At 68.3% G+C, this 22,370-nt stretch carries 20 protein-coding genes and 1 riboswitch; of the genes, 10 read left to right on the top strand and 10 right to left on the bottom strand.

Translation table 11 applies throughout. The features are described from left to right. Positions 1-22 precede the first annotated feature (22 nt). Entirely contained in the window at positions 23-1,207 is a 1,185-nt protein-coding gene (locus AC1DF4_RS10520; RefSeq protein WP_476912846.1) for a glutamate--cysteine ligase, read from the top strand. Positions 1,208-1,218: 11 nt separating this feature from the next. Here AC1DF4_RS10520 and AC1DF4_RS10515 read toward each other — a convergent pair whose 3' ends face one another. The 3 genes from AC1DF4_RS10515 to AC1DF4_RS10505 are packed head-to-tail and all read right to left on the bottom strand — an operon-like array spanning position 1,219 to position 3,110. Further along, positions 1,219-2,427, bottom strand: a complete 1,209-nt coding sequence (locus AC1DF4_RS10515) for an O-succinylhomoserine sulfhydrylase (protein WP_476912845.1) — start codon at positions 2,425-2,427, stop codon at positions 1,219-1,221. Beyond that, positions 2,428-2,847 (bottom strand): rhodanese-like domain-containing protein, encoded by a 420-nt coding sequence (locus AC1DF4_RS10510; RefSeq protein ID WP_476912844.1) that lies wholly within the window; start codon positions 2,845-2,847, stop codon positions 2,428-2,430. It abuts the gene before it with no gap. Further along, on the bottom strand, positions 2,844-3,110 hold the full coding sequence (locus AC1DF4_RS10505) for a DUF1737 domain-containing protein (protein WP_476912898.1): 267 nt from the start codon (positions 3,108-3,110) through the stop codon (positions 2,844-2,846). The genes AC1DF4_RS10510 and AC1DF4_RS10505 overlap by 4 nt, the downstream gene beginning before the upstream one ends. Before the next feature lie 61 nt (positions 3,111-3,171). Then, a riboswitch (SAM riboswitch) is annotated at positions 3,172-3,287 on the bottom strand. 187 nt (positions 3,288-3,474) lie between these two features. On the opposite strand from AC1DF4_RS10505, the gene AC1DF4_RS10500 reads away from it, so the two are divergent. The 7 genes from AC1DF4_RS10500 (at position 3,475) to AC1DF4_RS10470 (ending at position 11,984) form a co-directional block, all read left to right on the top strand. Further along, on the top strand, positions 3,475-4,770 hold the full coding sequence (locus AC1DF4_RS10500) for an NtaA/DmoA family FMN-dependent monooxygenase (protein WP_476912843.1): 1,296 nt from the start codon (positions 3,475-3,477) through the stop codon (positions 4,768-4,770). 4 nt (positions 4,771-4,774) lie between these two features. Continuing rightward, complete coding sequence (locus AC1DF4_RS10495) at positions 4,775-6,424, top strand: aromatic amino acid ammonia-lyase (protein ID WP_476912842.1); 1,650 nt, start codon at positions 4,775-4,777, stop codon at positions 6,422-6,424. Next, on the top strand, positions 6,384-7,406 hold the full coding sequence (locus tag AC1DF4_RS10490; protein ID WP_476912841.1) for a PLP-dependent cysteine synthase family protein: 1,023 nt from the start codon (positions 6,384-6,386) through the stop codon (positions 7,404-7,406). The genes AC1DF4_RS10495 and AC1DF4_RS10490 overlap by 41 nt, the downstream gene beginning before the upstream one ends. Positions 7,407-7,785: 379 nt before the next feature. Then, positions 7,786-8,691 carry a PIG-L deacetylase family protein gene (locus AC1DF4_RS10485; protein WP_476912840.1) on the top strand — a complete coding sequence of 302 codons (906 nt, stop codon included), beginning with the start codon at positions 7,786-7,788 and terminating at the stop codon, positions 8,689-8,691. Then, positions 8,688-9,632, top strand: coding sequence for an ATP-grasp domain-containing protein (locus tag AC1DF4_RS10480; protein ID WP_476912839.1), 945 nt, complete (start codon positions 8,688-8,690; stop codon positions 9,630-9,632). Before AC1DF4_RS10485 ends, AC1DF4_RS10480 begins: the two co-directional genes overlap by 4 nt. Next, positions 9,619-10,902, top strand: a complete 1,284-nt coding sequence (locus AC1DF4_RS10475; RefSeq protein WP_476912838.1) for a glycosyltransferase family 2 protein — start codon at positions 9,619-9,621, stop codon at positions 10,900-10,902. Before AC1DF4_RS10480 ends, AC1DF4_RS10475 begins: the two co-directional genes overlap by 14 nt. Next, on the top strand, positions 10,899-11,984 hold the full coding sequence (locus AC1DF4_RS10470; protein ID WP_476912837.1) for a hypothetical protein: 1,086 nt from the start codon (positions 10,899-10,901) through the stop codon (positions 11,982-11,984). Before AC1DF4_RS10475 ends, AC1DF4_RS10470 begins: the two co-directional genes overlap by 4 nt. Before the next feature lie 64 nt (positions 11,985-12,048). Here the strand turns inward: AC1DF4_RS10470 and AC1DF4_RS10465 are convergent, their stop codons facing one another. Then, positions 12,049-13,011 (bottom strand): aminodeoxychorismate lyase, encoded by a 963-nt coding sequence (locus AC1DF4_RS10465; RefSeq protein WP_476912836.1) that lies wholly within the window; start codon positions 13,009-13,011, stop codon positions 12,049-12,051. Between the two features lie 147 nt (positions 13,012-13,158). Between AC1DF4_RS10465 and cls the strand changes: the two genes are divergently transcribed. Then, positions 13,159-14,580 carry a cardiolipin synthase gene (gene cls / locus AC1DF4_RS10460; RefSeq protein ID WP_476912897.1) on the top strand — a complete coding sequence of 474 codons (1,422 nt, stop codon included), beginning with the start codon at positions 13,159-13,161 and terminating at the stop codon, positions 14,578-14,580. 11 nt (positions 14,581-14,591) lie between these two features. On the opposite strand, the gene pabB is transcribed toward cls, so the two are convergent. From pabB to AC1DF4_RS10435, 5 genes are all read right to left on the bottom strand, one after another. Further along, complete coding sequence (gene pabB, locus AC1DF4_RS10455) at positions 14,592-16,649, bottom strand: aminodeoxychorismate synthase component I (RefSeq protein WP_476912835.1); 2,058 nt, start codon at positions 16,647-16,649, stop codon at positions 14,592-14,594. Continuing rightward, positions 16,646-17,224, bottom strand: coding sequence for a low molecular weight protein-tyrosine-phosphatase (locus AC1DF4_RS10450; RefSeq protein WP_476912834.1), 579 nt, complete (start codon positions 17,222-17,224; stop codon positions 16,646-16,648). Before AC1DF4_RS10450 ends, pabB begins: the two co-directional genes overlap by 4 nt. A 148-nt stretch (positions 17,225-17,372) precedes the next feature. Beyond that, the gene (locus AC1DF4_RS10445; RefSeq protein ID WP_476912833.1) at positions 17,373-17,996 is read right to left on the bottom strand and encodes a LysE family transporter; all 624 of its coding nucleotides are present in this window, start codon (positions 17,994-17,996) and stop codon (positions 17,373-17,375) included. A 109-nt stretch (positions 17,997-18,105) separates the two neighbouring features. Next, positions 18,106-18,657, bottom strand: coding sequence for a dihydrofolate reductase family protein (locus tag AC1DF4_RS10440; RefSeq protein ID WP_476912832.1), 552 nt, complete (start codon positions 18,655-18,657; stop codon positions 18,106-18,108). A gap of 176 nt (positions 18,658-18,833) precedes the next feature. Then, on the bottom strand, positions 18,834-19,649 hold the full coding sequence (locus tag AC1DF4_RS10435) for a methyltransferase domain-containing protein (protein WP_476912831.1): 816 nt from the start codon (positions 19,647-19,649) through the stop codon (positions 18,834-18,836). A gap of 162 nt (positions 19,650-19,811) precedes the next feature. On the opposite strand from AC1DF4_RS10435, the gene AC1DF4_RS10430 reads away from it, so the two are divergent. Then, positions 19,812-20,486 carry a TetR/AcrR family transcriptional regulator gene (locus tag AC1DF4_RS10430; RefSeq protein ID WP_476912830.1) on the top strand — a complete coding sequence of 225 codons (675 nt, stop codon included), beginning with the start codon at positions 19,812-19,814 and terminating at the stop codon, positions 20,484-20,486. 99 nt (positions 20,487-20,585) lie between these two features. Here AC1DF4_RS10430 and AC1DF4_RS10425 read toward each other — a convergent pair whose 3' ends face one another. Continuing rightward, positions 20,586-22,073: an MFS transporter gene (locus tag AC1DF4_RS10425; RefSeq protein ID WP_476912829.1), complete on the bottom strand. Its 1,488-nt coding sequence runs from the start codon at positions 22,071-22,073 to the stop codon at positions 20,586-20,588. Between the last annotated feature and the right edge of the window lie 297 nt (positions 22,074-22,370).

The raw sequence follows: 22,370 nt of genomic DNA, 5'->3' as shown, positions 1-22,370 counted from the left end.
GTTCCTGCCGCACAATAGATTCATGCGCACCTTCGGCGTGGAGGAAGAACTGCTCATAGTGGATCCCGAAACAGGGATGCTGCTTGCGCTCGCCGACGTCATGCTGCCCAGCCTGGTGCCGCCAAAGCAGGACGCCGCCCTGGTTCTCCCGGGGCAGCAACCGGTCCACGACGGCGGCGCCGACTTCAGCTACGAGCTCAAGCTCGAACAAATCGAAACCCAGACCCGGCCATGCCTGGACTACGCGGAACTTCTCCGGCAGCTCAGGCAGGCCCGGGCGCGGGCTGACCACGCAGCCCGCGCGCACGGCGGCCGCGTCGCGGCCCTCGCCACCTCGCCCCAAGGCGCCGCCACCCACCTGACGCCGAACAAGCGCTACATGACCATGCAGCAGCGCTTCGGGCTCACGGTCCGGAACCAGCTGACCTGCGGCCTCCACGTCCACACCTTTGTGGAGTCCCCGGAGGAAGGCGTGGCCGTGATGGACCGGATCCGGGACAAGCTTGCCGTCCTGATCGCCCTCAGCGCGAACTCCCCGTACTGGAACGGCGCAGAGACAGGATTCGAAAGCTACCGAACCCAGGCGTGGAACCGCTGGCCCGGGTCCGGCCCCACAATGATCTTCGGCAACCTGGCCGTCTACCGGCGGCTGGTGACCCGGCTGGTGGAAAGCGGCGTCCTGATGGACGAGGGGATGGTCTACTTCGACGCCCGGCTGGCAAGGCTCCATCCCACCGTGGAGGTCCGGGTCGCCGACGTCTGCCTGCGGGCCGAGGACGCGGCGCTGATCGCCGTGCTCGTGCGGGCGCTCGTCGAGTCCGCATCCCGGGAATGGAACGACGGCGTCGATCCCGCCCCCGTGCCGACGCTGCTGCTGCGGATGGCCGCCTGGCAGGCCAGCAACTGCGGACTGCGCGGGGAACTGCTGGACTTCGGAACCTTCACTCCGGCCCCGGCCGCGGACGTGGTCTGGTCGCTCGTGGACTTCGTGGCCCCCGTGCTCGAGGAACAGGGCGAGCTGGATCTGGTCCGCGAGGGCGTCGGCCGGATCCTGGCGGAGGGCTCGGGTTCGCAGCTGCAACGGGAGCCGTTCCACGCGGGCGGGCTCGCCGCCGTCGTCGAACGGGCGGTCGAGGTGACCACGGAGGGGACCGCGGGCGACCAGGCTGACCAGGGGCCGTCCCTGGGGCGGATCCGCCAGGGCTGACCGGAGGAAACCTAGACCTGCTTGAGCGCCTGGCCCAGGTCGCGGACCAGGTCCTCGATGTCCTCGAGTCCCACGGAGAGGCGCACCACGCCGTCGCTGAGCCCGATTGCAGCGCGGCCCTCCGGCCCCATGGCGCGGTGCGTCGTGGTGGCGGGATGGGTGATGAGGGACTTCGAATCGCCGAGGTTGTTGGAGATGTCGATGATCCTGAGCGCATCCAGCAGCGCGAAGGCGGCCTCCTTCGCCGAGCGCCCGGCGGACGGGGAGAGCTCGAAGGTCAGCACGGTGCCGCCGGCCTTCATCTGCCGCGCGGCCAGTTCGTGCTGCGGGTGGGACGGCAGCAGCGGGTACTTGACCCAGCTGACCGCGGGCTGCTCCTCAAGCCATTCGGCCAGCCGCAGCGCGGAAGCGGAGGAATGGTTCACCCGCAGGGCCATGGTCTCCAGCCCCTTGGTCAGCACCCACGCATTGAACGCCGAAAGTGCCGGCCCGGTGTGGCGCATGAGCTGCTTGACCGGGCCGTCGATGAACTCCTTGGTGCCCAGGATCGCGCCGCCGAGCACCCTGCCCTGGCCATCGATGTGCTTGGTGCCGGAGTAGACGATCACGTCCGCGCCGAGCTCCCCGCAGCGCTGCAGCAGGGGAGTGGCAAAGACATTGTCGACGACGACCGTCGCCCCGGCGGCGTGCGCCAGGTTGCTCACGGCGGCGATGTCCACGATTTCCTGCATCGGGTTCGACGGCGATTCGAAGAAGACCGCCGCCGTGGGTTCCGACAGCGCGGCGCGCCACTGCTCCAGGTCCGGGCCGTCCACGAAGACCGTCTCCACACCCCAGCGGGGAAGGATCTCGTTGAGGATCACGAAGCACGAGCCGAACAGCGAGCGGGCCGCGACCACGCGGTCGCCGGCGGCCAGCAGGGCGCCGAGGGCCGTGAAGACGGCGGACATGCCCGAGGCGGTGGCGAAGCAGGCCTCAGTGCCTTCGAGCAGCCGGAGCCGTTCCTGGAAGGTGGCCACCGAGGGGTTGCCATAGCGGGAGTAGACGAAGCGCTCGTCCTCGCCGGTGAACGCACGCTCGGCAGCGGCCGCGGATTCGTAGACGAAGCCGGAGTTCAGGAAGATCGGCTCGGACGTTTCCTGGAAGCCGGTCCGGTCGAGTCCGCCGCGGACGGCCTGGGTGTCGGCGCTCCAGCCGGCGGCGTCGGGGTTGAAGGTCACTTAGTGCTTTCCGGGGTTGGTGGGCAGGCCGCGGTTCTTCCAGCCGTTGACGGTGCGCTCGCCGTGGCGGTCCGGTTCGCCCTCAAAGCCCTCGAGGACGTTGTAGGAGGTGTAGCCGGCCTGCGTCGCGGCGATCGCTGCGGCGATGGAACGGGCGCCGGAACGGCACAGGAAGACCAGTTCGGTGCCCTGCCCGTCGGGGGCCTGCAGCTTCAGCTGTTCTATGAACCGGGCGTTGGGGATGCCGCCCGCGAGGTTCCACTGGATGAACAGCGGATCGTGCGGCTTTTCCCCCGCCGACGCAGTGTCCGGGATGCCGATGTGGGCCCATTCGCCCTCGGTGCGCACGTCCACCAGGACGGCGCCGTCCTCCAGCTTGGTCCAGGCCTCCTGCGGGCTGAGGTCCCCGGCGTAGCTCACGCGTGGCCCTCGCCGTCGAACTCCAGATCATCCACGGCATTGGCGACGGCGGCATCGGCGCTGGCGATCGCGGCCGGCAGCACCACGGCCTGGGCCACAATGACGCTGCCGCCGTTGGACGTGGCGGCCGGGCCGCCGTGCAGCACGTAGCCCTCGGCCAGCGCGGCCGAGACGCGCTCGCAGAAGGCGCGGTCATCGGGGCCGGTGAACAGGCGGTACGCCAGTCTCTCTCCGGCGGCACCGGGGACGGCGGGGTCTGGCACTGTTCGGGGTGCTGTATCGGGGACAGCGGGGGCGGACGCGTCAGGCACGACGGATCTCCTTCTTTCACGCTTGCAGCTCGAATTGGTCGATATGCCGAGTATTCACCTGAGGCACCCCGCCGCGAAAGGGAGGGTTGCCGACCGGCCAGTCAGGGCTTGGCGCCGGTTCTCATTACTCCCCAAAAACGTAACACCCGCGACGCCGGCCGGCACCGCCGCCGTCGTCATGTTAAGTAACGGAATCCGCCGGAGTGCGGGGACCCATCCGGCGGTTCCGGGAGGATAATGACGGGAGGTGAAGTCCTTTTACGCCGGATGAAATCAGGTGGCCGTGAACACCTCGGATGCCCCTACAGTCGGTCCCATGCTGCATTTTGGGTGGTTTGTGGGCCACGGCTTCGGCGTCCAGGGCTGGGGAACCCCCGGCTACGGGATCGGTTATGACTGGAAGAAGCCGGCGCTGTACCAGGACGCGGTCCGGGCCTTTGAACGCTCAGGGCTGGACCTTTTCATCATCGAGGATTCCCTCACCGTCCCGGACACCTACGGCGGCAGCGCGGAAGTCTCCCTGGCGCAGGCGTCCTTCGCGCCGAAACACGATCCGCTGGCCCTCGTGCCGTACCTGTTCTCCGCCACGAGGCACCTGGGCATCGTGCCGACGATCAGTGCCTCCTTCTACCCGCCGTTCACGGCGGCGAGGCTGCTGGCCACCCTGCAGCACTTCTCGCACGACCAGCTGGGCTGGAACGTGGTGACCTCCGGCAGCGACCTCGCTGCGCAGAACTACGGCCTGGACCAGCAGATCGAACACGACCGGCGCTATGAGAAGGCCGAGGAGTTCGTGGATGTGGTCCGCCGGCTGTGGCGCAGCTGGGAACCGGACGCGATCCGGGAGGACGCCGGCGGGGGCGTATTCGCGGACCACACCAAGGTCCACCCGATCCACCACGACGGCGAGTTCTTCAAGGTCCGCGGGCCGCTGAATACGGCACCATTGCCGGAGGAACCTGTGCTGGTGCAGGCAGGGGCCTCCCCGCGGGGCAAGGCCTTCGCCGGGGGCAATGCCGACGTCGCGATTGCGCTCGCCCGGGGAGCGGACGGGATGAAGGCCTACCGGGACTCCATCCGGGCGGAGGCGGCCACCGCCGGCCGGAACCCCGACGACGTCAAGGTACTGTTTGTCCTCAAGCCCACAGTGGTCGGCTCGCGGGCGGAGGCGGAGGAGCTGCGGGCCCGGCGCCGGGACCTGACGCAGCGGGACATCGACAGCCAGCTCAACTCCATCTCCTATCTCTCCGTCATCGACTTCAAGCAGTTCGACCTCGACGCCCCGCTGCCGGAGCTGCACACCAACAGCAACCAGGGCACCCTCGACCACTTCACCAAGGCCGCGCCGCCGGGATCCACGCTGCGCCAGCTCCTCCAGGCCCGCAGCGGCGGCGCCGGGGACAGCATCATTGGCACAGCCGAGGAGATCGCGGACTACCTCGAAGAGACCGGGGCGCAGGTGGGCGGCGACGGCTTCCTCTTCTCCGGGTTCGTGGACCCCGCGACGGTCCACGGCGTCCTGGACCGGCTGACCCCCGTGCTCCGCCGCCGGGGGCTGATACGGACCAGCTACGGCGACGGCGGCCTCCGCCGGAACCTGCGGGACTTCTAGCGCAATGACCGACCAGCCGGCCGCCGCAGCAGCGTCCTTCCTCATCGGCACGGCCCGGCTGCATGCCCGGGAGGTCGCCGCGGCGGCCGCCGACCCCTCCGTGCGGGTGGTCCTGAGCGAACAGGCCCTCGAAGTGGTGGGCCGCTCCCGGGAAGTGGTCCAGCGGGCCATTGAGTCCGGGCACAAGGTCTACGGCCTCAACACGCTGCTGGGGTCCGGCCGGGACACGGCCGTGGCGGAGGAATCCATCCTCGCCTACCAGGTCCAGGTGGTCCGCTACCACGACAGCGGCGTCGGCGGGCTGCTGGACGCCGCCGAAGCCCGCGCCACAGTCCTTGCCAGGCTGATCGGCGTCAGCCGCGGAGGCTCGGGGGTGCGCCCGGAGACGGCCCGTTTCTACGCCCGGCTGCTCAACCGCGGCGTGCTTCCCGCCATCCCGCGCGACGGCTCCGTGGGATCCTCGGACCTGACCCAGCTCGCCGCCGTCGCCGCCGTCGCCATCGGGGAGGGACAAGTCCTGTCTCCGGACGGGCCGCCCGTCCCCGGCGCGCAGGCGCTCGCCGCCGCCGGGCTGGAGCCCCTGGCCCTGGCGCCGGGGGAAGCACTGGCCCTGGTCAGCGCCAACTCCTACTCGATCGGCGTGGGCGCGCTCCTGCTGGGACGGCTCCTGCGCCTGGCGGACCTGGCCGACACCGCGCTGGCGCTCTCGCTGGAAGCGACCGCACGGTACGACGGCGGCGGGAACCTCAGCCCCTTCTCCGCGGCCGTGCAGGCGGCCAAGGCCGTCGACGGCCAGGCTGTCTCCGCCGGCAACGTCCGCCGGCTGGTCCGCGGCGGCTGGCTGGAGCAGGACGGCCGGGACGCCTCAGCGCAGGATGCCCTGTCCTTCCGGGCCGCCCCGCAGACCCACGGCGCCTTCCGCTGGCAGCTCGGCGCCCTCGAGGAAGCCCTCGAAGTGGAGCTCAACGGACAGGGCGACAATCCGCTGACCGACCTGGCCTCGGGACGGATGGTGTCCGGCGGGAACTTCCAGCCCATGCAGCTGGCCCTGGCCTTCGAAGCCCTCCGGGTGGGCCTGGCGCACCTGGGGATCAGCAGCGAACGCCGGATCGCCAAGCTCTATCCGCCGCAGCGCCGGATCCGGCAGCTGCACCTTGCCGCTGCGGGGGACGGCGCCGCCCTGGAGCGGGAGGAGCTCCCGGGCCTGCTCTGGTACTCGGCGGCCGGGCTGCTGGCCGAGCTGAAGACCCTGGCGGCGCCGGCCACCCTGGGGGCTCCGACCCTGTCCGCCGACGTCGAGGACCATTCCACGCTGGCGCCGCTGGCCCTGCAGCAGCTCGAACGCTCCGCCGAGGCCGCCGAGAAGCTCTTCACCATCGAGGCGCTGACGGCGGCCTACCTGCTGTCCCGCGCCGGCGACGGTGGGGGCCCGGGGGCGGCCGGGACCGGAGAGCGGCCGCTCGGGGCGGGGACGGGCGCCATCCAGGCACGCCTTGAGCGGGTGCTGGCCTACGGCGCCTCCGGCGGCCTGACGGCGTCCGCACTGCTGGACGCGGCGCGCGATGATCTGCACGCCGCCCTCGCGGAACGTGCCACAGGGGAGGGGGAAAGCCATGACGGGGAAGCACACGGTCGCGGAGAAGCTGCCCAATGACGCGGATGCCGTCCTTGCCCAGGTGGGCAACACCCCGCTGGTGCGGTTGAGAACGATCACCAAGGGCCTGGCCAGCGCGGTCTACGTCAAACTCGAATCGGAAAACCCGGGCGGATCGATCAAGGACAGGACGGCCCTGAGTATGGTCCGGGCCGCCGAGCGCAGCGGGGCGCTGCAGCCGGGCGCCACGATCGTGGAGAGCACGTCGGGGAACACCGGAATCGGACTTGCCCTGATCGGGGCACTGACCGGCCATCCGGTGGTTGTGGTCACGGGTGACTCGATTTCCGCCGAGAAGCTGGCCGCCCTGCACCGTTACGGCGCGCGGGTGGTGATTACGGACTGGGACGCACCGTCCGGATCGCCGGAGAACGCGCGGGCGGTGGCGGCACGGATCACGGCGGAGACACCGGGGGCGTGGCGTCCGCTGCAGTTCGACAACCCCGCCAACCCGCAGGCGCACTATGACACCACGGCGCCGGAGATCTGGGAGCAGACCGGCGGCACGGTCACGCACTTCGTCGCCGGTGTGGGCACCGGCGGCACCATCAGCGGCACCGGCCGCTACCTCAAGGAAAAATCGGCGGGCCACGTCGAGGTGATCGGCGCCGATCCGTTCGGCTCGGTCTATAGTGGCGGGCACGCGGGGCAGATCCTGGTGGACGGGGTGGGGAATACCTGGCCGGAGGCCGACTGGCCGAAGGCCTTCAACCGTTCCACGGTGGACCGCTTCCTGCGCATCCCGAACGACGAGGTCTACACGACGGCGCACCGGCTGCTGAACGATGAGGGACTGTCACTGGGACCGTCTTCCGGACTCGCGGTGGCGGCCGCTCTTCGGGTGGCGCTCGCCGCGCCGCACGGCTCGGTGGTGGTGGCCATCGCCCCCGACGCCGGCAGCAACTACCTGAGCAAGGCCTTCAACCCGGTGTGGCTGGCCGAAAACCATATCCACCCCGCCGGGGAAACCCGCGACGAATAACCGCGAAGGAAGCGGCAGGAATGCGGCAGGAAAAGCCAATTCGGGTAGTCGAAGTAATGAATGCGAGTACTACCCGGCTCGGCATTTAATTCTGATCGATGAAGTTTCAAGTAGTCCCTACTCGGGTCATCTGATAGGCGACTCACCTTTACTGGAAGAGCAAGTCCAAGGTCTCCAGAAGGTCCCAAATGCCACGCAACATGCCGGGGGGCAATCGCGCTGTGCAACATATGCGCTGGTCAACGCCCAGAGGTGCGCGCGCAGCCGATCACGGTTGCGCCGGTTGCTGTCATGCGCCCCGCCGGAGATGCCGCGGACTGACAATTAGCCCGGCCAGCGCTGAGGGCTGCCGGTACTTCTACGAAGGAATTAGATTTCCATGGTCTCGATATATGTCCTGCTCATTGTTTTCCTGATCACTTTTCTGGTGGCCGCCGCCGTCGGCCGTTCCTGGTTCCATCGGCGGCTGCGCCGGCCCGAGTTGCTCCGGCAGATTTCCCTCGCAGTTGCAGGCACGTTGCTGTTGACGAATCTGGCCTGCTTCATCCTCGACGCGCCGGACTTCTGGCGGACCGCCGACTTCACCGCAACCCTCGGGGGCCTCGCGGCGCTGGGCGTCGCCATGACGGCCCTGCGCACCGGGGGCGCCCCGGCCCGGCAGCCCCGCCGAGTCCTGGCCATCGGCGCCCACCCGGACGACCTCGAACTGGCCTGCGGGGGCACCCTGGCCAAGTTCATCGACTCCGGCCACGAGGTCCAGGGACTCGTCCTGAGCGACGGGAAGCGTGGCGGGGACGCCCTGGAGCGGTCGCTGGATGCCCAGCGGGGCGCGGCGTTTATGGGCCTCACCGGGATGACCCACCACAATTTCACCGACACGGAGCTCAACCGGCACAGCCAGGAGATGGTCGGTGTCATCGAGGCCGCGATCGCACGCTACAACCCCGACATCATCCTGACGCACTCCAACCACGACCAGCACCAGGACCACCAGGCCGTGCACCAGGCCACGCTGCGGGCCGCCCGCCAGCATCACTCGATCCTCTGCTACGAAAGCCCCTCCGCGACGCGGGAATTCAATCCGAGCGTGTTCGTCGACATTGACGACTACATGGATGCCAAGGTCCAGGCGGTCAAGATGCACAGCGACCAGCTCGCCAAGCCGTACATGACTCCCGAGCGTGTCCGCGGCATGGCCTCCTTCCGGGGCGGGCAGGCCCGCCGCCGGGTTGCCGAAGCCTACGAGCCCATCCGCCTCCTGAACACCGAAATGGAAAAGCTGTGAAGCCCCGCGTCCTGGTCACCGGCGCGGGAGGGCCGGCAGGCAGCGCCATCGCGGCCCAACTGAAGGCCCGCGGCATTCCCGTCCTCGGCGCCGACGTCCGCGAGCTTCCCGCCGGGTCGGGCCTTACGGTTGTCCCCGTCCCGCCCGCATCGGATCCGGAGCTGGTTTCGGCGCTCCGCAGGCTCGTTGTCCATGACGGCATCAACCTGGTCATCCCCACAGTCAGCGAGGAACTCCCGCAAATTGCGGCGTTCCGGGCGGCGTTTGGGGCGGAGGTCCGCGTGATCATTGGCGATCCCGGGCCGGTGGCGGTCGCCAATGACAAGCTCTTCACGGCCTGGCAGCTGCAATCGGCCGGAGTCCCAGTGCCACGGTTCGGTGTGCCCGGGGACTTCGCCGACGCGGAAGCCGCCATGGCCGCGCTGGGCGGACCCGTCGTCGTCAAGCCCCGGGTCTCCCGCGGCGGGCGCGGCGTGATCGTCATCGACGGAAGTACGGACGTGGACTGGCACCATCTCCCGGACGGGCAGATCATCCAGGAGTTCATCCCCGGCACCGAGTACGGACCCATGGTGTTCGGCACCCCCGCGCACAACAGCGCCGCGCCGTTCGTCGTCGTTGTGGAGAAGACGGAGCTGGCACAAGGCAACGTCGGGAACGCCGTCGCGACCCGCCGGGCAGAAGCCGGCGAGGCGATCGACGTGGGAAACGTGGCGATGGCCGCGGTCCGTTCCCTGGGCCTCGCCGGCCCGGTGGACGTCGACGTCCGGCGCCGAGCGGACGGGACCCCGGTGGTCCTCGAGGTGAACGCCCGGTTCGGCGCGAACAGCGCACAGGCCCCGGAACTGCTCGACGCCGTGCTGGCGTCCTTCGCCCTTCCGTCCTTCAACCCGGCGTCCTTCCGGCAAAGCACAGGGGTGTACGCCAATGTCCTGGTTTGAATCAACCCTCCCCGCGGCCCTGCTCCTGCTCCTCGTGCTCGGGGTGCCGATCCTGGTCTTCGGGCTGGTGAAACTGCTGGTGCTGCCGCTCTCCGTGTGGTTCGAAATCCGTGCCGCCCTCCGGCGCCGCCGCGAAGTCCCCACACTGCGCGACGAATGGCCCAGCGTGTCGATCATCGTGCCCGCCTTCAACGAGGCAACAGTCATCGGGAACTGTGTCCGGTCGATCCAGCTCACCCGGTATGACCGGTACGAGGTGATCCTCGTGGACGACGGCTCCACCGACAACACGGTAGAGCTGATGGCGGAACTCGCCGCCGGGGACCCGCGGATCAAGGTGCTGACTCAGGCCAACGCAGGCAAGGGGGCCGCGCTGAATCTGGGGATCCGGAACGCCACCGGCGAGGTCCTGATGTTCGTCGACGCGGACGGCATTTTCTCCCGGTACACCGTCGAGAAGATGCTCCAGGGCTTCGAGGACGGGCGCACCGGGGCGGTCTGCGGCGATGACCGCCCGGTGAACCTGAACCGGGTCCAGACCCGGATGCTGGCCTTCATCAGCCACATCGGCACCGGCATGGTCCGGCGTGCCCTGACCATGATCGGCTGCCTGCCCATCGTCTCCGGCAACATCGGGGCGTTCCCGCGCAAGGTGGTGGAAGAGATCGGCCTGTTCCGCGAAGACACGGTGGGCGAGGACCTGGAACTGACCTGGCGGGTGCACAAGGCGGGTTACCGCGTTGTCTTCGCGCCCCGGGCGCTCGTCTACGCGGAGTCCCCGTCGACCATCGGCGCACTGTGGCGGCAGCGGGTCCGGTGGGCCCGCGGGCTGCTGCAGACCATGGCCGTCCACAAGGGCATGATCGGCAATTTCCGGCACGGCAGGTTTGGCGCGTACCTGCTGTTCAACGCCGTCACCATGGTGATCCTGCCCGTGGTCCAGATCCTGGTGCTCCTCGATCTGGCGTTCCTGCTCGCCCTGGGCTACAACCCGCTCGGCGGGGATACCTGGGCGGTCCTCGGCTGGCTGGGCATCATCGTGACGCTCGTCCTGACGGTGTGCGCCCTCGGCATGAACCGGGCATGGAAAGACCTGCGGCATGTGTGGGTGCTGCCGCTGATCCCCTTGTATTCCGTGTTCACCAGCCTGACCATGGTCGCTGCCCTGGGCCAGGAACTGCGGGGGAAGGAAGCCCGCTGGAACAAGCTCACGCGGACGGGGATCGTCAGCGTCAATGTTCCGCAGCCCCGCACGGAAGTGCGGGCTTGAGACGCGGCCTGGGTCTCCTGTCCGTGCTGGCGCTCGCGGCAACCTCGTGTTCCGGACCGCAGGACGGGCCGACGGCGGGGGCGGCGTCCGCCGCGGAGCGGACGGTCGGCGTCGGCTACGAAACCGTGGTTGACGCCGCCCACACGCTGCCGGCCCTGGCCAGGAGGCTGGACGAGGTGAACGCCAACAGCGTCACCATCAGCGTGGGTCGGCTGGACTGGACGGCCTTCCCCTGGGCTGCCCACCCGGAACTGGAGGCGGTCCCGGGCCGGGACCATGCAGCCGAGGCCATCAAAGCCCTGGGCGCCGGCAGCGACGGGACGAAGCGGAGGATCACCCTGACCGTGGACCTGCTGATCCCGGGCTGGATCAGCACGAATCCGGGCCTGGCGGGCATCAACTTCGACGGCACCCGGTCCACGGACTTCGCCAGCGTCACCGCCCTCACCACCGGCCCGGTGGGGGAGCGGCTCGTGGAGTTCGTGGCCGAGGTGACGCGGCGCTATCGGCCGGACGCGGTGGCCCTGACCGAGCTGATGTTCGACAACAACACGTACGGCGGGGACGACCGCGATTCCTACATGCTGGCCAGCGGCGCCACCGACTGGCCGCGGCTGGCGAACGGGGACATCGACGTCGAGCATCCGGGCATCGCGTCCTGGCGGTCCGGGGCGCTGGCCTCCGTGGTGGCCCGGGCGGCGGCGGCCGCGCACAGCAACGGGGCCACCCTGGACATGGACGTCCGTGCGCCGTGGGACGATCCGGCCGGCGACCGCCCGGAGAGCGGCCACGACTACACCCTGTTGGCCTCGGCCGCGGACCGGCTCGTGCTGTGGAACTACTTCGGACTCAATGACAAGGAGCCCGGCTATTCCGCCGAACTGGCCCGTGCCATGGCAGCACGCCCCGGCAGGTTCGCCATCTCGGTGGGGATGTGGGCGACGGACGGCAGGATTTCCGCCGCCGACCTGGCGGGCGGGCTGGAGGCGTCCGTCTCCGGAGGCGCGACAGCCGTCGCCGTCACGCCGTCCAGCATGCTCGACGACGACGCCTGGCGGGTGCTCCGGAGGGCGTGGTCCTAGGCTGCACAGGGCCGGGCCCGGCCGCTGAGTGACCCCGCGTGCCCTGACTGTGGGCTGGCGGAGGCTACTCGATGGTGGCGTAGAGGGCGTTGAGCTCTGCCGTGAGCTGCCGGCGCAGCTCCGGGGTGCCGATTTCCTTGCCGTCGATGTGGTTGACGGGCGCCAGCAGCCGGATGCTCGAGATCAGCCAGACGGCGTCCGCGTCGTACAGGTCGTGGGGCTCCAGCGGGCCGTAGCCCAGCTCCCAGCCGGCGGCCCTGGCCGCGGTGAACAAGGCGCCCTGCGAGGTGCCGGGCAGGATCCCGCTGTCGAGCTGGGGGGTGATGAGGCGGCGGACGGTGCGGACCCCGCCGGCTCCGTCGTCGGAGGTCTCCAGGTGCGCGAGCAGCACGGTCGACGTCGGGCCCTCCAGGACCCGGCCGTCCGAGGAGGTGAAGATGACGTCGTCCGCGCCCTGGGCGTGGGCGTAGCGCAGCGCGGCCATGTTGACGGCGTAAGAGAGGGTCTTGGCGCCCATGAGCAGCCACGGGGCCCGCTCGCCGACTTCGCTGTCGTAGCCGCGGTCCAGCAGGATCACATCGACCCCGGTCTCGCGCTGCCGCCGCCCGGCGGGGCCGGGAGCTGACGCCTGGACCCAACAGGTGGATGCGGCCGCGACTTCGACGCCGCGGGTGACGAGCAGCTTGACCACGAGTTCGTCGTCGGTGCCGGCCTCGGCCCCCGGCAGGTGCTGGCTGCGGTATTCGCTGATCGCCGTCGCGATGGCGCGGCGCCAGGCGTCCTCCGCCGGGATGTCCAGCTCCAGCAGCCGGGCGGACCCGGCCAGCCGGTCCAGGTGCGCCTGGAGCTTGCGGGGCTGCCCGCCAACGGCCAGCAGCGACTCGAAAACCCCGTCGCCGCGGGTGGCGCCCTGGTCGGTCGCCATCAGCTGCGGCTTGGACGCATCGGCCAGCCGGCCGTCCTCGAAGGCGGGGTCGAGGAAGACCAGCACCGTGGCGTGGGAGGGGGCGGCGGCAGGAGAAGTCATGGCTTCAGCTTAGTGCGGCGGGCAACGGGTTAGGATTTGACGGTTGCCCGTTCCGGAACTGTTCCGCGGGTCTGGAACCTGAGGGGTACGCCTGTGCTGTGGCCGTTTTCGCTGGCGGAATCACTCCCGTCCTGGGTGATCCTGATCATGACCGTGGTGGACCTCGCGATCCGGGTGCTGGCCCTCGGCATCATCCCGGGAAACCGCCGCCCGACCACTGCCATGGCCTGGCTGCTGATCATCTTCTTCGTCCCGGCCGTGGGCCTGGTCCTGTTCCTGCTCTTCGGTAACTTCCGGCTCTCCCGCAAACGCCGGGCGCAGCAGGACGCCGTGAACACCCGGGTCCGCGCCGGCACCTCCGAGCTGGCGATGCTGGAAAGCCGCTACGAGGGTCCGGAATGGGTGTCCTCCGCCGCGGAACTGAACAAGACCCTGGGCTCGCTGCCGATGGTGGACGGCAACCACGTGGAGCTCCTGCCCGGTTATCCGGACTCGATCAAGGCGATGGCGGCCGCGGTCCGCAAAGCGGAGTCCTTCGTCAATGCCGAGTTCTACATTCTGAGCTCGGACCACGTCACGGACGATCTGTTGACCGCGATGGAAGAGGCCGCCGAGCGCGGCGTCGAAGTCCGCCTCCTGTTCGACCACCTGGGAACCCTGCGCATCAAGGGCTACAGCAAGCTGATCGCCCGGCTCAAGGCGAGCAAGATCCGCTGGCGGCCCATGCTGCCGCTGCGACCCGTGCACGGGCAGTGGCGCCGCCCGGACCTGCGCAACCACCGCAAGATCATGGTGATCGACGGCGAAGTGGCCTTCACCGGTTCGCAGAACCTGATCGAGCCCTCCTACAACAACCCGCGGCACCGCAAGGTGGGCCGCGAATGGGTCGAGCTGATGGCCTGCCTGCGCGGGCCGATCGTCACCACACTCAACGTCGTCTTCGCCACCGACTGGCTCAGCGAGACTGACGAGTCGCTTGAGGCCCAGCTCGCGCACCGGCCCGAACTGCACGCCGGCAACATCACCGCCCAGGTGGTGCCCAGCGGCCCCGGCTTCATCACGGAAAACAACCTGCGGCTCTTCAACACGCTCATTTATTCGGCGCAGCACAAGATCTCGATCTGCAGCCCCTACTTCGTCCCGGACGACTCGCTGCTCTACGCGGTGACGACGGCGGCGCAGCGCGGCGTCGACGTCGAACTCTTCGTTTCGGAAAAAGGCGACCAGTTCCTGGTCCACCACGCCCAGCAGTCCTACTACGAGGCGCTCCTGGAAGCCGGGGTGCGGATCTACCTGTACAAGGCCCCGTTTGTGCTGCACGCCAAACATTTCACCATCGACAACGAGGTGGCCGTGCTGGGCTCGAGCAACATGGACATGCGCTCCTTCTCGCTGAACCTCGAAGTCTCGGTGATGCTCCTGGGCGAGGACATCGTGCGGCGGATCAGCGCCGTGGAGGACACCTACCGGGGCATTTCGCGCGAACTGACCCTCGATGACTGGATGAAGCGGCCGATGGGGGTCAAATACGTGGACAACGTTGCCCGGCTGACCGCCACCCTGCAGTAGTCCGCACGGCGTCAGCCGGGCGGGAACTCCGCGCCGAGCGCCGAGAGGACGCCGAAGGCCTTGGTCCGGATCTCCTCGTACTCCTCCTGGGGCGAGGAATCCGCCGTAATCGCGCCGCCAACGCCGAGGCTGAGCCCGGTGCCGCCTCCGTCCTGTCCGCTGAGCACGAGGGTCCGGATGGCGACGGCCAGGTCGGTGGCGCCGTTCAGTGAAAAGTAGCCGATCGCACCGGAGTACACGCCCCGGGGCGCGCCCTCGAGCCGATCCAGGATGGCCATGGTGCTGACCTTCGGGGCGCCGGTCATGGATCCAGCCGGGAAGCACGCCGCGACGGCCTCGGCCCGGGGCATCCCCGGCCTGAGGCGGGCATCGATGGTGCTCACCATCTGGTGGACCGTGGCGTAGCTTTCGATCGCGCAGAGCCGGCTGACGGACACCGAGCCGGGCACTGCGAAGTGGCTGAGATCGTTGCGCAGGAGGTCCACGATCATGATGTTTTCGGCGCGGTCCTTGGGGGAGGACTCGAGCTCCTGCCGCAGCAGTGCGTCCCGCGCGGGGTCGGCGTTCCGGTGCCGGGTGCCCTTGATCGGCTCGGCGCGCATCCCGCCGTCGGCCGCGATCCGCAGGAAACGCTCGGGAGAGGTGCTCGCCACGGTGAGGTCCCCGAAGCGCAGGTAGCTGGCGAACGGGGCCGGGTTCCGCCGGCGCAGCGCCAGATAGGCCTGCCACGGGTCCAGCGCCTCGCCGGGAAGTCTTGCCGTCAGCGCGGTGGTCAGGCAGACCTCGTAGGTGTTGCCCTCGGCGATCTCGTACTGGGCCTCGGTGATTTTCGACTTGTAGGCCACCTCCGAGTCCCGTGCCGTGAAGTCCAGCGAGGCGTGGCCGGGGGCAGCAGGGCCGGCGCCGCTGGCGCCGTTGCCGGAGGCTGTCGCGTACCCGTGGGCCGCCGTGGTGGCGGAGCGTGCCATTTCGAGCCAGTCCGCGGCGTCCGCGGTATCCAGGGTGAGCAGCCAGGCCGTGCGCTCCACATGGTCCAGCACCACGGCGCGGCCGGCGAACAGCAGGCAGGCGTCGGGGGATTCGGCCGTCACATCACTGCCGCCGGTCTCACGTTTGAGTTCGTAGCCGAGGTAGCCGAGCCAGCCCAGGGTGAACTCGCAGGGGTAGCCCTCGGGGCCGCGGAGGGCGCGGCGGCCCCAGACGCCGTCGAGCCAGCGGAAGAAGGGGCCCTCGGTCCGGACGCTGGCGTTGCCGATGCTCACCTGGGTGCTGCCCGAACTGTGCCGGACCGACTGGCCGAAGGGGCCGCCGTCGTCCGCGAGGATGCTGAAGCGGCACCGTTCCGCCGCGGCGTTGCCCTCCGGTGCCAGGGAGGAATCGAGCCAGACGGCGTTGGTCGAGTGGCCGAAGAGGGACTCGAACAGCCGGGCAGGGTCCGGGGCGGCGTCGATCCGTTCGGCGCGGAGCTCGAGGCCCCGGCGGGCGGCAAGCTCGGGGACCAGCACCGGGGAAAGCGCCGGCAGGTACTGGAGTGCCTGCAGCACTTCTGCCGGGGCTTCGCCGTCGGCAAGGTTGTGCACCATGACGTCGGCATGGGCAGGAACGTCGTCCCGGGCCAGCCACTCCTGTTCCTGCGCGGCCCACTCGTCCCAGAAAGGTTCGTAGCTATCGCCGTCCCGGGCGAGGGCCCTGCTGCGCCGGTCCTGTTCGGGTGAATCGGCCCAGATCACAGCGGCCAGGTAGGGGCGGGCTGCCTCTGCGGCTGCCCCCACGCCCTCCACCAGGACGATCTCGGCGGGCTGGGTGGTGCGGGTGTCGCCGTCGTAGTGCGCGTTCCAGTCCCAGCTGACCCACTCGGGCGGCTCGCCGCGGTGCAGCGGGGCCAGGACGGTCGAGGCGTAGCGCTCAATGCCGGCCGCGAGCCCGTTCCAGCCTGGGTAGATGTCCTCGAGGTGGAAGAGGGACACCTTGTGGTGCTCGCGGAGCCGGGCCGCCAGTTCGATCGCCAGGGTGGTCTTGCCTGCGCCGGAGCGTCCGTCGATGGCGATAATGACGGGTGCGGGACTCATGAAATAGAGCGTACCGGCTGCTGTGCATTGGGTTGATCACTGCCGGGATGTTGCCCGTCCGGCTGGCGCAAGGCGAGCTCCGCCCGGACATGCGCCACGATCCCGGGAAGCGCTGCCTGGATCAGGTTCCAGGTGAGGTCGAAGTCCGCGTGGCCGCCGTACCAGGGATCTTCGATGCCCTGGTCGAGGGGGTCCTTGCCCGCGACGGCCGGATCGAAGCTGCGCAGCATCCTGACTTTTGCCAGGGACTCGCGGTCCGGCGCCGCCTGCTGCAGCCAGCCGAAGTGGTCCACGTCCAGTGCCAGGATGAGATCGCGGCTCCGGAACCATTCCGCCCGCCATTCGCGCGCCACATGACGGTCCGAGGGGATGCTGTGGGCGGTGAGCTGGCGGGCGGCGCGGGGGTCGATCGGCCGGCCAACCTCATAGGCCGTGATTCCAGCCGAATCCACGACGGCGCCGGCCAGTCCCTCGGCGGCGATGGCCTCCGCGAGCATCAGTTCGGCCATCGGCGACCGGCAGATGTTTCCGGTGCAGACCGCGATGATCCGGTACTGGCTCGACATTGAGGTCATAGAGCAAGCATGAATCATGCGGGTCCGCTTGGCTAGTTTCCGGGCCGCGCGTATTACAAAGTTTGTCACACTTGTATTCCACGCTGTCATGTGCCGTCTGGGGCTTGCCGGGACCCTTGCCCGGGCCCTGGTTGGTGCGGCGGGTCCGTCAGTGGATCAGGGCCAGCATGACGCCGACGGCCATGAACAGGACGCCGAACGTCCGGTTGAGGATCCGCTGTCCGCGGGCATCGTGTGTGAAGCGCTGGAAGGACTTGGCCGCGGCGGCAAAGAAGAACCACATGACCAGGATATCGATCACCACCACGGTGGCAGCCAGGACCAGGTACTGCGGCACGAGCGGATCGCCGGGGCGGATGAACTGCGGCATGAAGGCCAGGAAGAACACGATGGCCTTGGGGTTCAGCAGGTTGACCCAGAGGCCGCGGCGGAACATGGAGGCGGCCGGCTCATTGCGCAGTGCTGCGGCCTTCTCCTGGTCCAGATCGGGCTTGTGCCGGAACTGCTGGATGCCCAGATACACAAGGTAGGCGGCGCCGGCGTAGCGGATCACGTTGAACGCGACCGGCGAGCTGGCCACCAGGACTCCGACGCCCAGGGCCACGATCACGACGTGCACGATCAGTGCGGCCTGCTGCCCGAGGATTCCCCAGATGGAACGCCGGAAGCCCGAGTTCAGGGAGTTGCTCATGGTGTTGATGGCGCCCGCGCCGGGCGTGAAGCTGATCAGGACGCCGGCGCCCGCCAGGGCCAGCCAAAGGGAGGGTTGCACGGAGCCAGTTTACGGCCGCGGACGGGCCTGCCCGGTCGCAGCTTCACAACGCCGTCACACGCCGTGTGCTGCCGGCCGCCGGGAGGTCGCCCGGAGCCTGACTCTCCCCTCAGCTGCCGCGCAGGCCGTAGCTCAGAATCATGTTGCCCTTGCTGGTCTGTTGGGATGACTGCAGCTCAAGCCGGGTCAGGGGATCGCCATCGTTGAAGAGCCGCCGGCCACTGCCGGCCACAACAGGATGGACGATCAGCATCAGGCTGTCCAAGAGCCCGGCGAAGAACAGCTGGCGGACCAACGAGATGCTACTGAACACGCCGATGTCGCCGCCGTCGTCGTCCTTCAGCCCCGCGACGAAATCCTCCAGCGGCCCCGCGATCAGTTGCGAGTTCTGCCACGCCAGATCGCCGGTCAGCGTGCGGGACGCCACATATTTGGGCAGCGGGTTGATGAACCCGCCAAAGTCGGCGTCGGCTTCTGCGTTCGGCCAGTACTCTGCCCATTGCTGGTACCCAACGCGGCCCAGGAGCCCGGTATCGATCCGGCCCATCATCTCGTTCATCCCCGCGCCCAGTTCCTCATCGAAGCTGTCGAATTGCCAAAGGAAAGGGTCTTCCACCACGCCGTCCACGGAACTGAACAGTCCGGCCGTCACTTTGCGCATGCTTCCTCCTCGTCACAGGGTGTCTGAGTGCACCCTAGCGGCAGATCCGCCGGCGGGGAATGGCTGGCGTATACCTGCTCCGGACAAATGGCGTCGGAGGATTCGTCGTTGCTGTTGAGTCCGCCCGAGAGCCGGGCCGGACTGGCCATTCGCGGGGCGACGGAGCCGGAACCAACTCACGCCCGGGCGATCACCTCGCCGTTGGGGATCAGGAACCAGCCGTCGTCCGTGGAACCCCAGCGGTGCCAGCCGGCCGAAATCCGGGCCAGGTCGGCGGCGTTGGCGAAGCCGTATTCAAGCGCCTGGTCCGCGAACGCCGAATGCAGCACCCGTTCGCCCCATACGCGGGCCTGCCAGCGGCGCTGCTGGCCGGTGGCGTAGAGCCAGTTACTGCTGGAAGGCGCGACGTCGGTGAACCCGGCGGACTGCGCCCAGGAAACCAGGCGGCGGCCGGCGTCGGGCTCGGCGCCGTTGCGGCGGGCGATCCGCTGGTACAGCTCCATCCACTCATCCAGCTCGGGGACGGCCGGGAACCAGCTCATGCCGTGGAAATCGGCGTCGCGCACCGCCACGATCCCGCCGGGTTTGGCGACGCGGCGCATTTCGCGCAGGGCAGCGACCGGGTCAGTGAGGTGCTGCAGCACCTGGTGGGCGTGCACGACGTCGAACGTTTCATCCTCGAAGTCGAGGTCGTAGATATTTCCTGCGACAAACTCGACGTTCTGCACGCCGCGCTCGGCCGCGAGAGCGGCCGCGTGGCTGATCACCTCCGGCGAGCGGTCCAGCCCGGTGACTTTCCCGGGGGAGACGAGCCCGGCGAAATCGCAGGTTATGCTGCCGGGCCCGCAGCCGACGTCGAGCACCGAGACCCCCGGTGTCAGATGCGGGATCACAAACGCCGCGGAGTTCTCCGCCGTCCGCGAGGCGTGGGCTCGGACCACCGACTCGTGATGGCCGTGGCTGTACACATCTTCAGGCTGCTGCGCACTCATAATGAAACGCTACCGCCCCGTGCCGACAAATCCGCGAAAGCCGGGGAAGGCGGCCGGGAAGACGGCAGACTGTGGGGCACGGGCGCTCATGGGGGAGCGGGCGAGAGCCGCCGGCCGGCTGGTTTCCGAATTCAATCCGTCCCCGGTGATAAATTGGTAAGCGTGACCACTGCCGAGAAGGAAGAATGGGTTGGGCCTGGTCGGCAAGTGCCGATTTCCCAGACCACGCGAGCCCCACGGCAGTCCCTGCGTGAGGTGCAGAAACAGGTAACTCGCGAGAGGCTCATCGATGCCGCAGCGGAGGAGTTCCGGAACCGCGGCTTCAATGAGACGACTGCCGAGAACATCGCGACCGCGGCAGGCGCAAGCCGCGCCACGTTCTATGTCTACTTCCGGACCAAGGCGGAGATCGTTGCAGAGCTGATGCGGCGCAGCCAGTCCGATGTGATGGCTGCCTACCGACGGTTGGACGAAATGGAAGATCCGGACCATGCGGGCATCCTCGAGTGGTTGGACGACACCATTATGCTGTGGCGGGAGCGCTCCAGCGACTTCACCACCATGGAGCAGGCGCTGGCGAACGATGACTTGGTTACTGAAACATGGTTGACCATTCTCGGCGACACCTACAAGGTGATGCCGAAGACCTTTGCCAGGTACACCGATCCGGCGCAGCACGAACGCGCGCGGCTGCACTTGCTGACACTCCAGATGGCGCTGGACCGGACCATGTTCTTTACGATCCTTCGCGGCAGGCCGCTGGATATGGCCCTGCTTAAGGACGTGCTGGCCATGCAGTGGCTGGCTTTCGTCCGCGGTGACGCCGCCGAAGGCTAAGCGGGGCAGAAACAGACGCAGAGGCGCCGGACCACCGTGTCCGGCGCCTCTTTGCTGATTTAGGTGCGTCGACCCAAGTCAGCTAAAGCGGTGGCTGTCTCAGTGGCCGGAAATCTCCGTCAGCTGGACACGCTTTGAGAGGGTGAACGCCGCAGCGATCGCCACCAGGGAGACAACGGCTGCCGTGAGGAAACCGGTGGCGTAGTTCTCAGCCGGAGGCAGTGGAGCTGCAGGCGTGGTGTTCAGGCCGATGATCGCTGCGTAAACTGCCGTTCCGATGGCCGATGCGGACAGGGCAATGCCCACGTAGATGGAGGCGGTGCCGGCACCCTTCCCGGCCGGCGCTTCGGCGGCGATGATCGAGACGGCAATGGTCAGCACCGTGGTGTAGGCAATGCCGTAGAAAAGGATGCCGACGACGACGGCCCAGAGCTGGGCATGCATGAAGTACAGCCAGACAAATGACAGCATCAGGAGGAAGGCCCCGGCGGCTAGGGGGCCGCGCGGCGGAATCCGGTGCAGCAACCTCGGGATGACCGTTGAGACCACGATCCCGGCCACCGTCATCGGGATGAAGAGAAACCCCGCCGTCAGGGGATTCAGTCCGAAGCCATAACCCGCCAGCTCGGCAGGGGTCAGTGCCCAGCCCATCACGAAGTTGAACATCATGATCCCGGCGATGCCTAGCGTCACAAATACGGCGTATGCGGGCAGCAGCCGCGAGCTGAGCAGCAGCGAGATATCGACCAACGGCTGCTTGCTGCGGGATTCCGCGAAGAGCGCCAGGCCAAGGCCCACAACGCCGGCGATCACCCAGGTGAGGGTGGCAGGGGAAGTGAAGCCCCAGACCGGGCTCTGGCTCAGGCCGATGCAGATGGCGGTCAGGGAGAAGCCGAGGAGGGTGACGCCGGCGACGTCGATGCGCTTGCTCTTGCCCCGGTTCCGGACCGTGGCGTCAGAGTCCGAGCCCCACAGCAGCATTCCAATCATGCTGAGGACGGTCAGGGCTGCGCCGATCCAGAACGCATGGCGCCACGTTGCGCCGATGACTACCATGAGGCCGCCCACGCCAAAGCCCAGCGTGACGCCGATGGCCTGGCCGCCGGCGATGATGCCGATGGCCTTTTTGCGGTCGAAGTTGCTGAGGCGGTCGTTCATGATCCCGACCACCAGGGCCTGCCCGGCCATGATGCCGGTCAGTGCGCGGCCGATCACCAGCATGGTGAAATCTGTGGCGAGTGCTGACATTACGTAGCCCGCGAAGATACCCACGATGCAGATGATCATCACCTTGCGGTGGCCGAAAACGTCGCCAGCCTTCGACAGGAGCGCGATTGAGGCGGCACCCATCAGTAGGGTCGCCAGCAGGGCCCACGAGACCTGTGACGGCGTGAGGCCGAGGTCCAAGCTCATGGACTGGTAGAGGGGGATGGCCATCATGGCGCCCACCTCGTTGAGCATCTGCAAGCCGGAGAACGTCACGGCCATCAGCATGCCAGCACGCTTCCAGGGGAGCTTACGCTGCGTATCCGGCAGCTCGCCTGGAGCCAGTTGGACGGCCGGGGAGCCCGTCATTGGAACTGTCATGCTTCTCCTTTGAAGAGAGGCCCGAGGGCCTCGAAGTTCTGTCTGGTGAGGTTCCCTGCGGCCGTCAGGCTCCAGGGCGAAGTGAGCCCGGAAAGCGACATCGGACATGGACCGGATATGTGACCGTACTCACGGGGATGGAAGAAGCACAACACATTGACTGGACACTTGTCTACTAAATCTACTAATGCATTTTTTCTTACACGCCGTCCAATAATTCGCTGGACATGTGTCTAGCGAGGTGCAACACTGGTGTCCGACATCACATTTTGAGCCGCCTCGCTGGCGGACAGCAGA

Source organism: Arthrobacter sp. 05N429 (assembly GCF_056397045.1).
The sequence above is the reverse complement of the archived record's forward strand: the minus strand, read 5'-3'. Positions and strand labels throughout refer to the sequence as shown.

What these genes read in the sequence shown, in the direction of transcription:
- AC1DF4_RS10520 (WP_476912846.1), top strand. Translation starts at nt 23, where the DNA reads ATGCGCACCTTCGGCGTGGAGGAAGAACTGCTCATAGTGGATCCCGAA.
- AC1DF4_RS10500 (WP_476912843.1), top strand. Translation starts at nt 3,475, where the DNA reads ATGCTGCATTTTGGGTGGTTTGTGGGCCACGGCTTCGGCGTCCAGGGC.
- AC1DF4_RS10495 (WP_476912842.1), top strand. Translation starts at nt 4,775, where the DNA reads ATGACCGACCAGCCGGCCGCCGCAGCAGCGTCCTTCCTCATCGGCACG.
- AC1DF4_RS10490 (WP_476912841.1), top strand. Translation starts at nt 6,384, where the DNA reads ATGACGGGGAAGCACACGGTCGCGGAGAAGCTGCCCAATGACGCGGAT.
- AC1DF4_RS10485 (WP_476912840.1), top strand. Translation starts at nt 7,786, where the DNA reads ATGGTCTCGATATATGTCCTGCTCATTGTTTTCCTGATCACTTTTCTG.
- AC1DF4_RS10475 (WP_476912838.1), top strand. Translation starts at nt 9,619, where the DNA reads ATGTCCTGGTTTGAATCAACCCTCCCCGCGGCCCTGCTCCTGCTCCTC.
- AC1DF4_RS10465 (WP_476912836.1), bottom strand. Translation starts at nt 13,011, where the DNA reads ATGACTTCTCCTGCCGCCGCCCCCTCCCACGCCACGGTGCTGGTCTTC.
- cls (WP_476912897.1), top strand. Translation starts at nt 13,159, where the DNA reads ATGACCGTGGTGGACCTCGCGATCCGGGTGCTGGCCCTCGGCATCATC.
- pabB (WP_476912835.1), bottom strand. Translation starts at nt 16,649, where the DNA reads ATGAGTCCCGCACCCGTCATTATCGCCATCGACGGACGCTCCGGCGCA.
- AC1DF4_RS10450 (WP_476912834.1), bottom strand. Translation starts at nt 17,224, where the DNA reads ATGACCTCAATGTCGAGCCAGTACCGGATCATCGCGGTCTGCACCGGA.
- AC1DF4_RS10440 (WP_476912832.1), bottom strand. Translation starts at nt 18,657, where the DNA reads ATGCGCAAAGTGACGGCCGGACTGTTCAGTTCCGTGGACGGCGTGGTG.
- AC1DF4_RS10435 (WP_476912831.1), bottom strand. Translation starts at nt 19,649, where the DNA reads ATGAGTGCGCAGCAGCCTGAAGATGTGTACAGCCACGGCCATCACGAG.
- AC1DF4_RS10425 (WP_476912829.1), bottom strand. Translation starts at nt 22,073, where the DNA reads ATGACAGTTCCAATGACGGGCTCCCCGGCCGTCCAACTGGCTCCAGGC.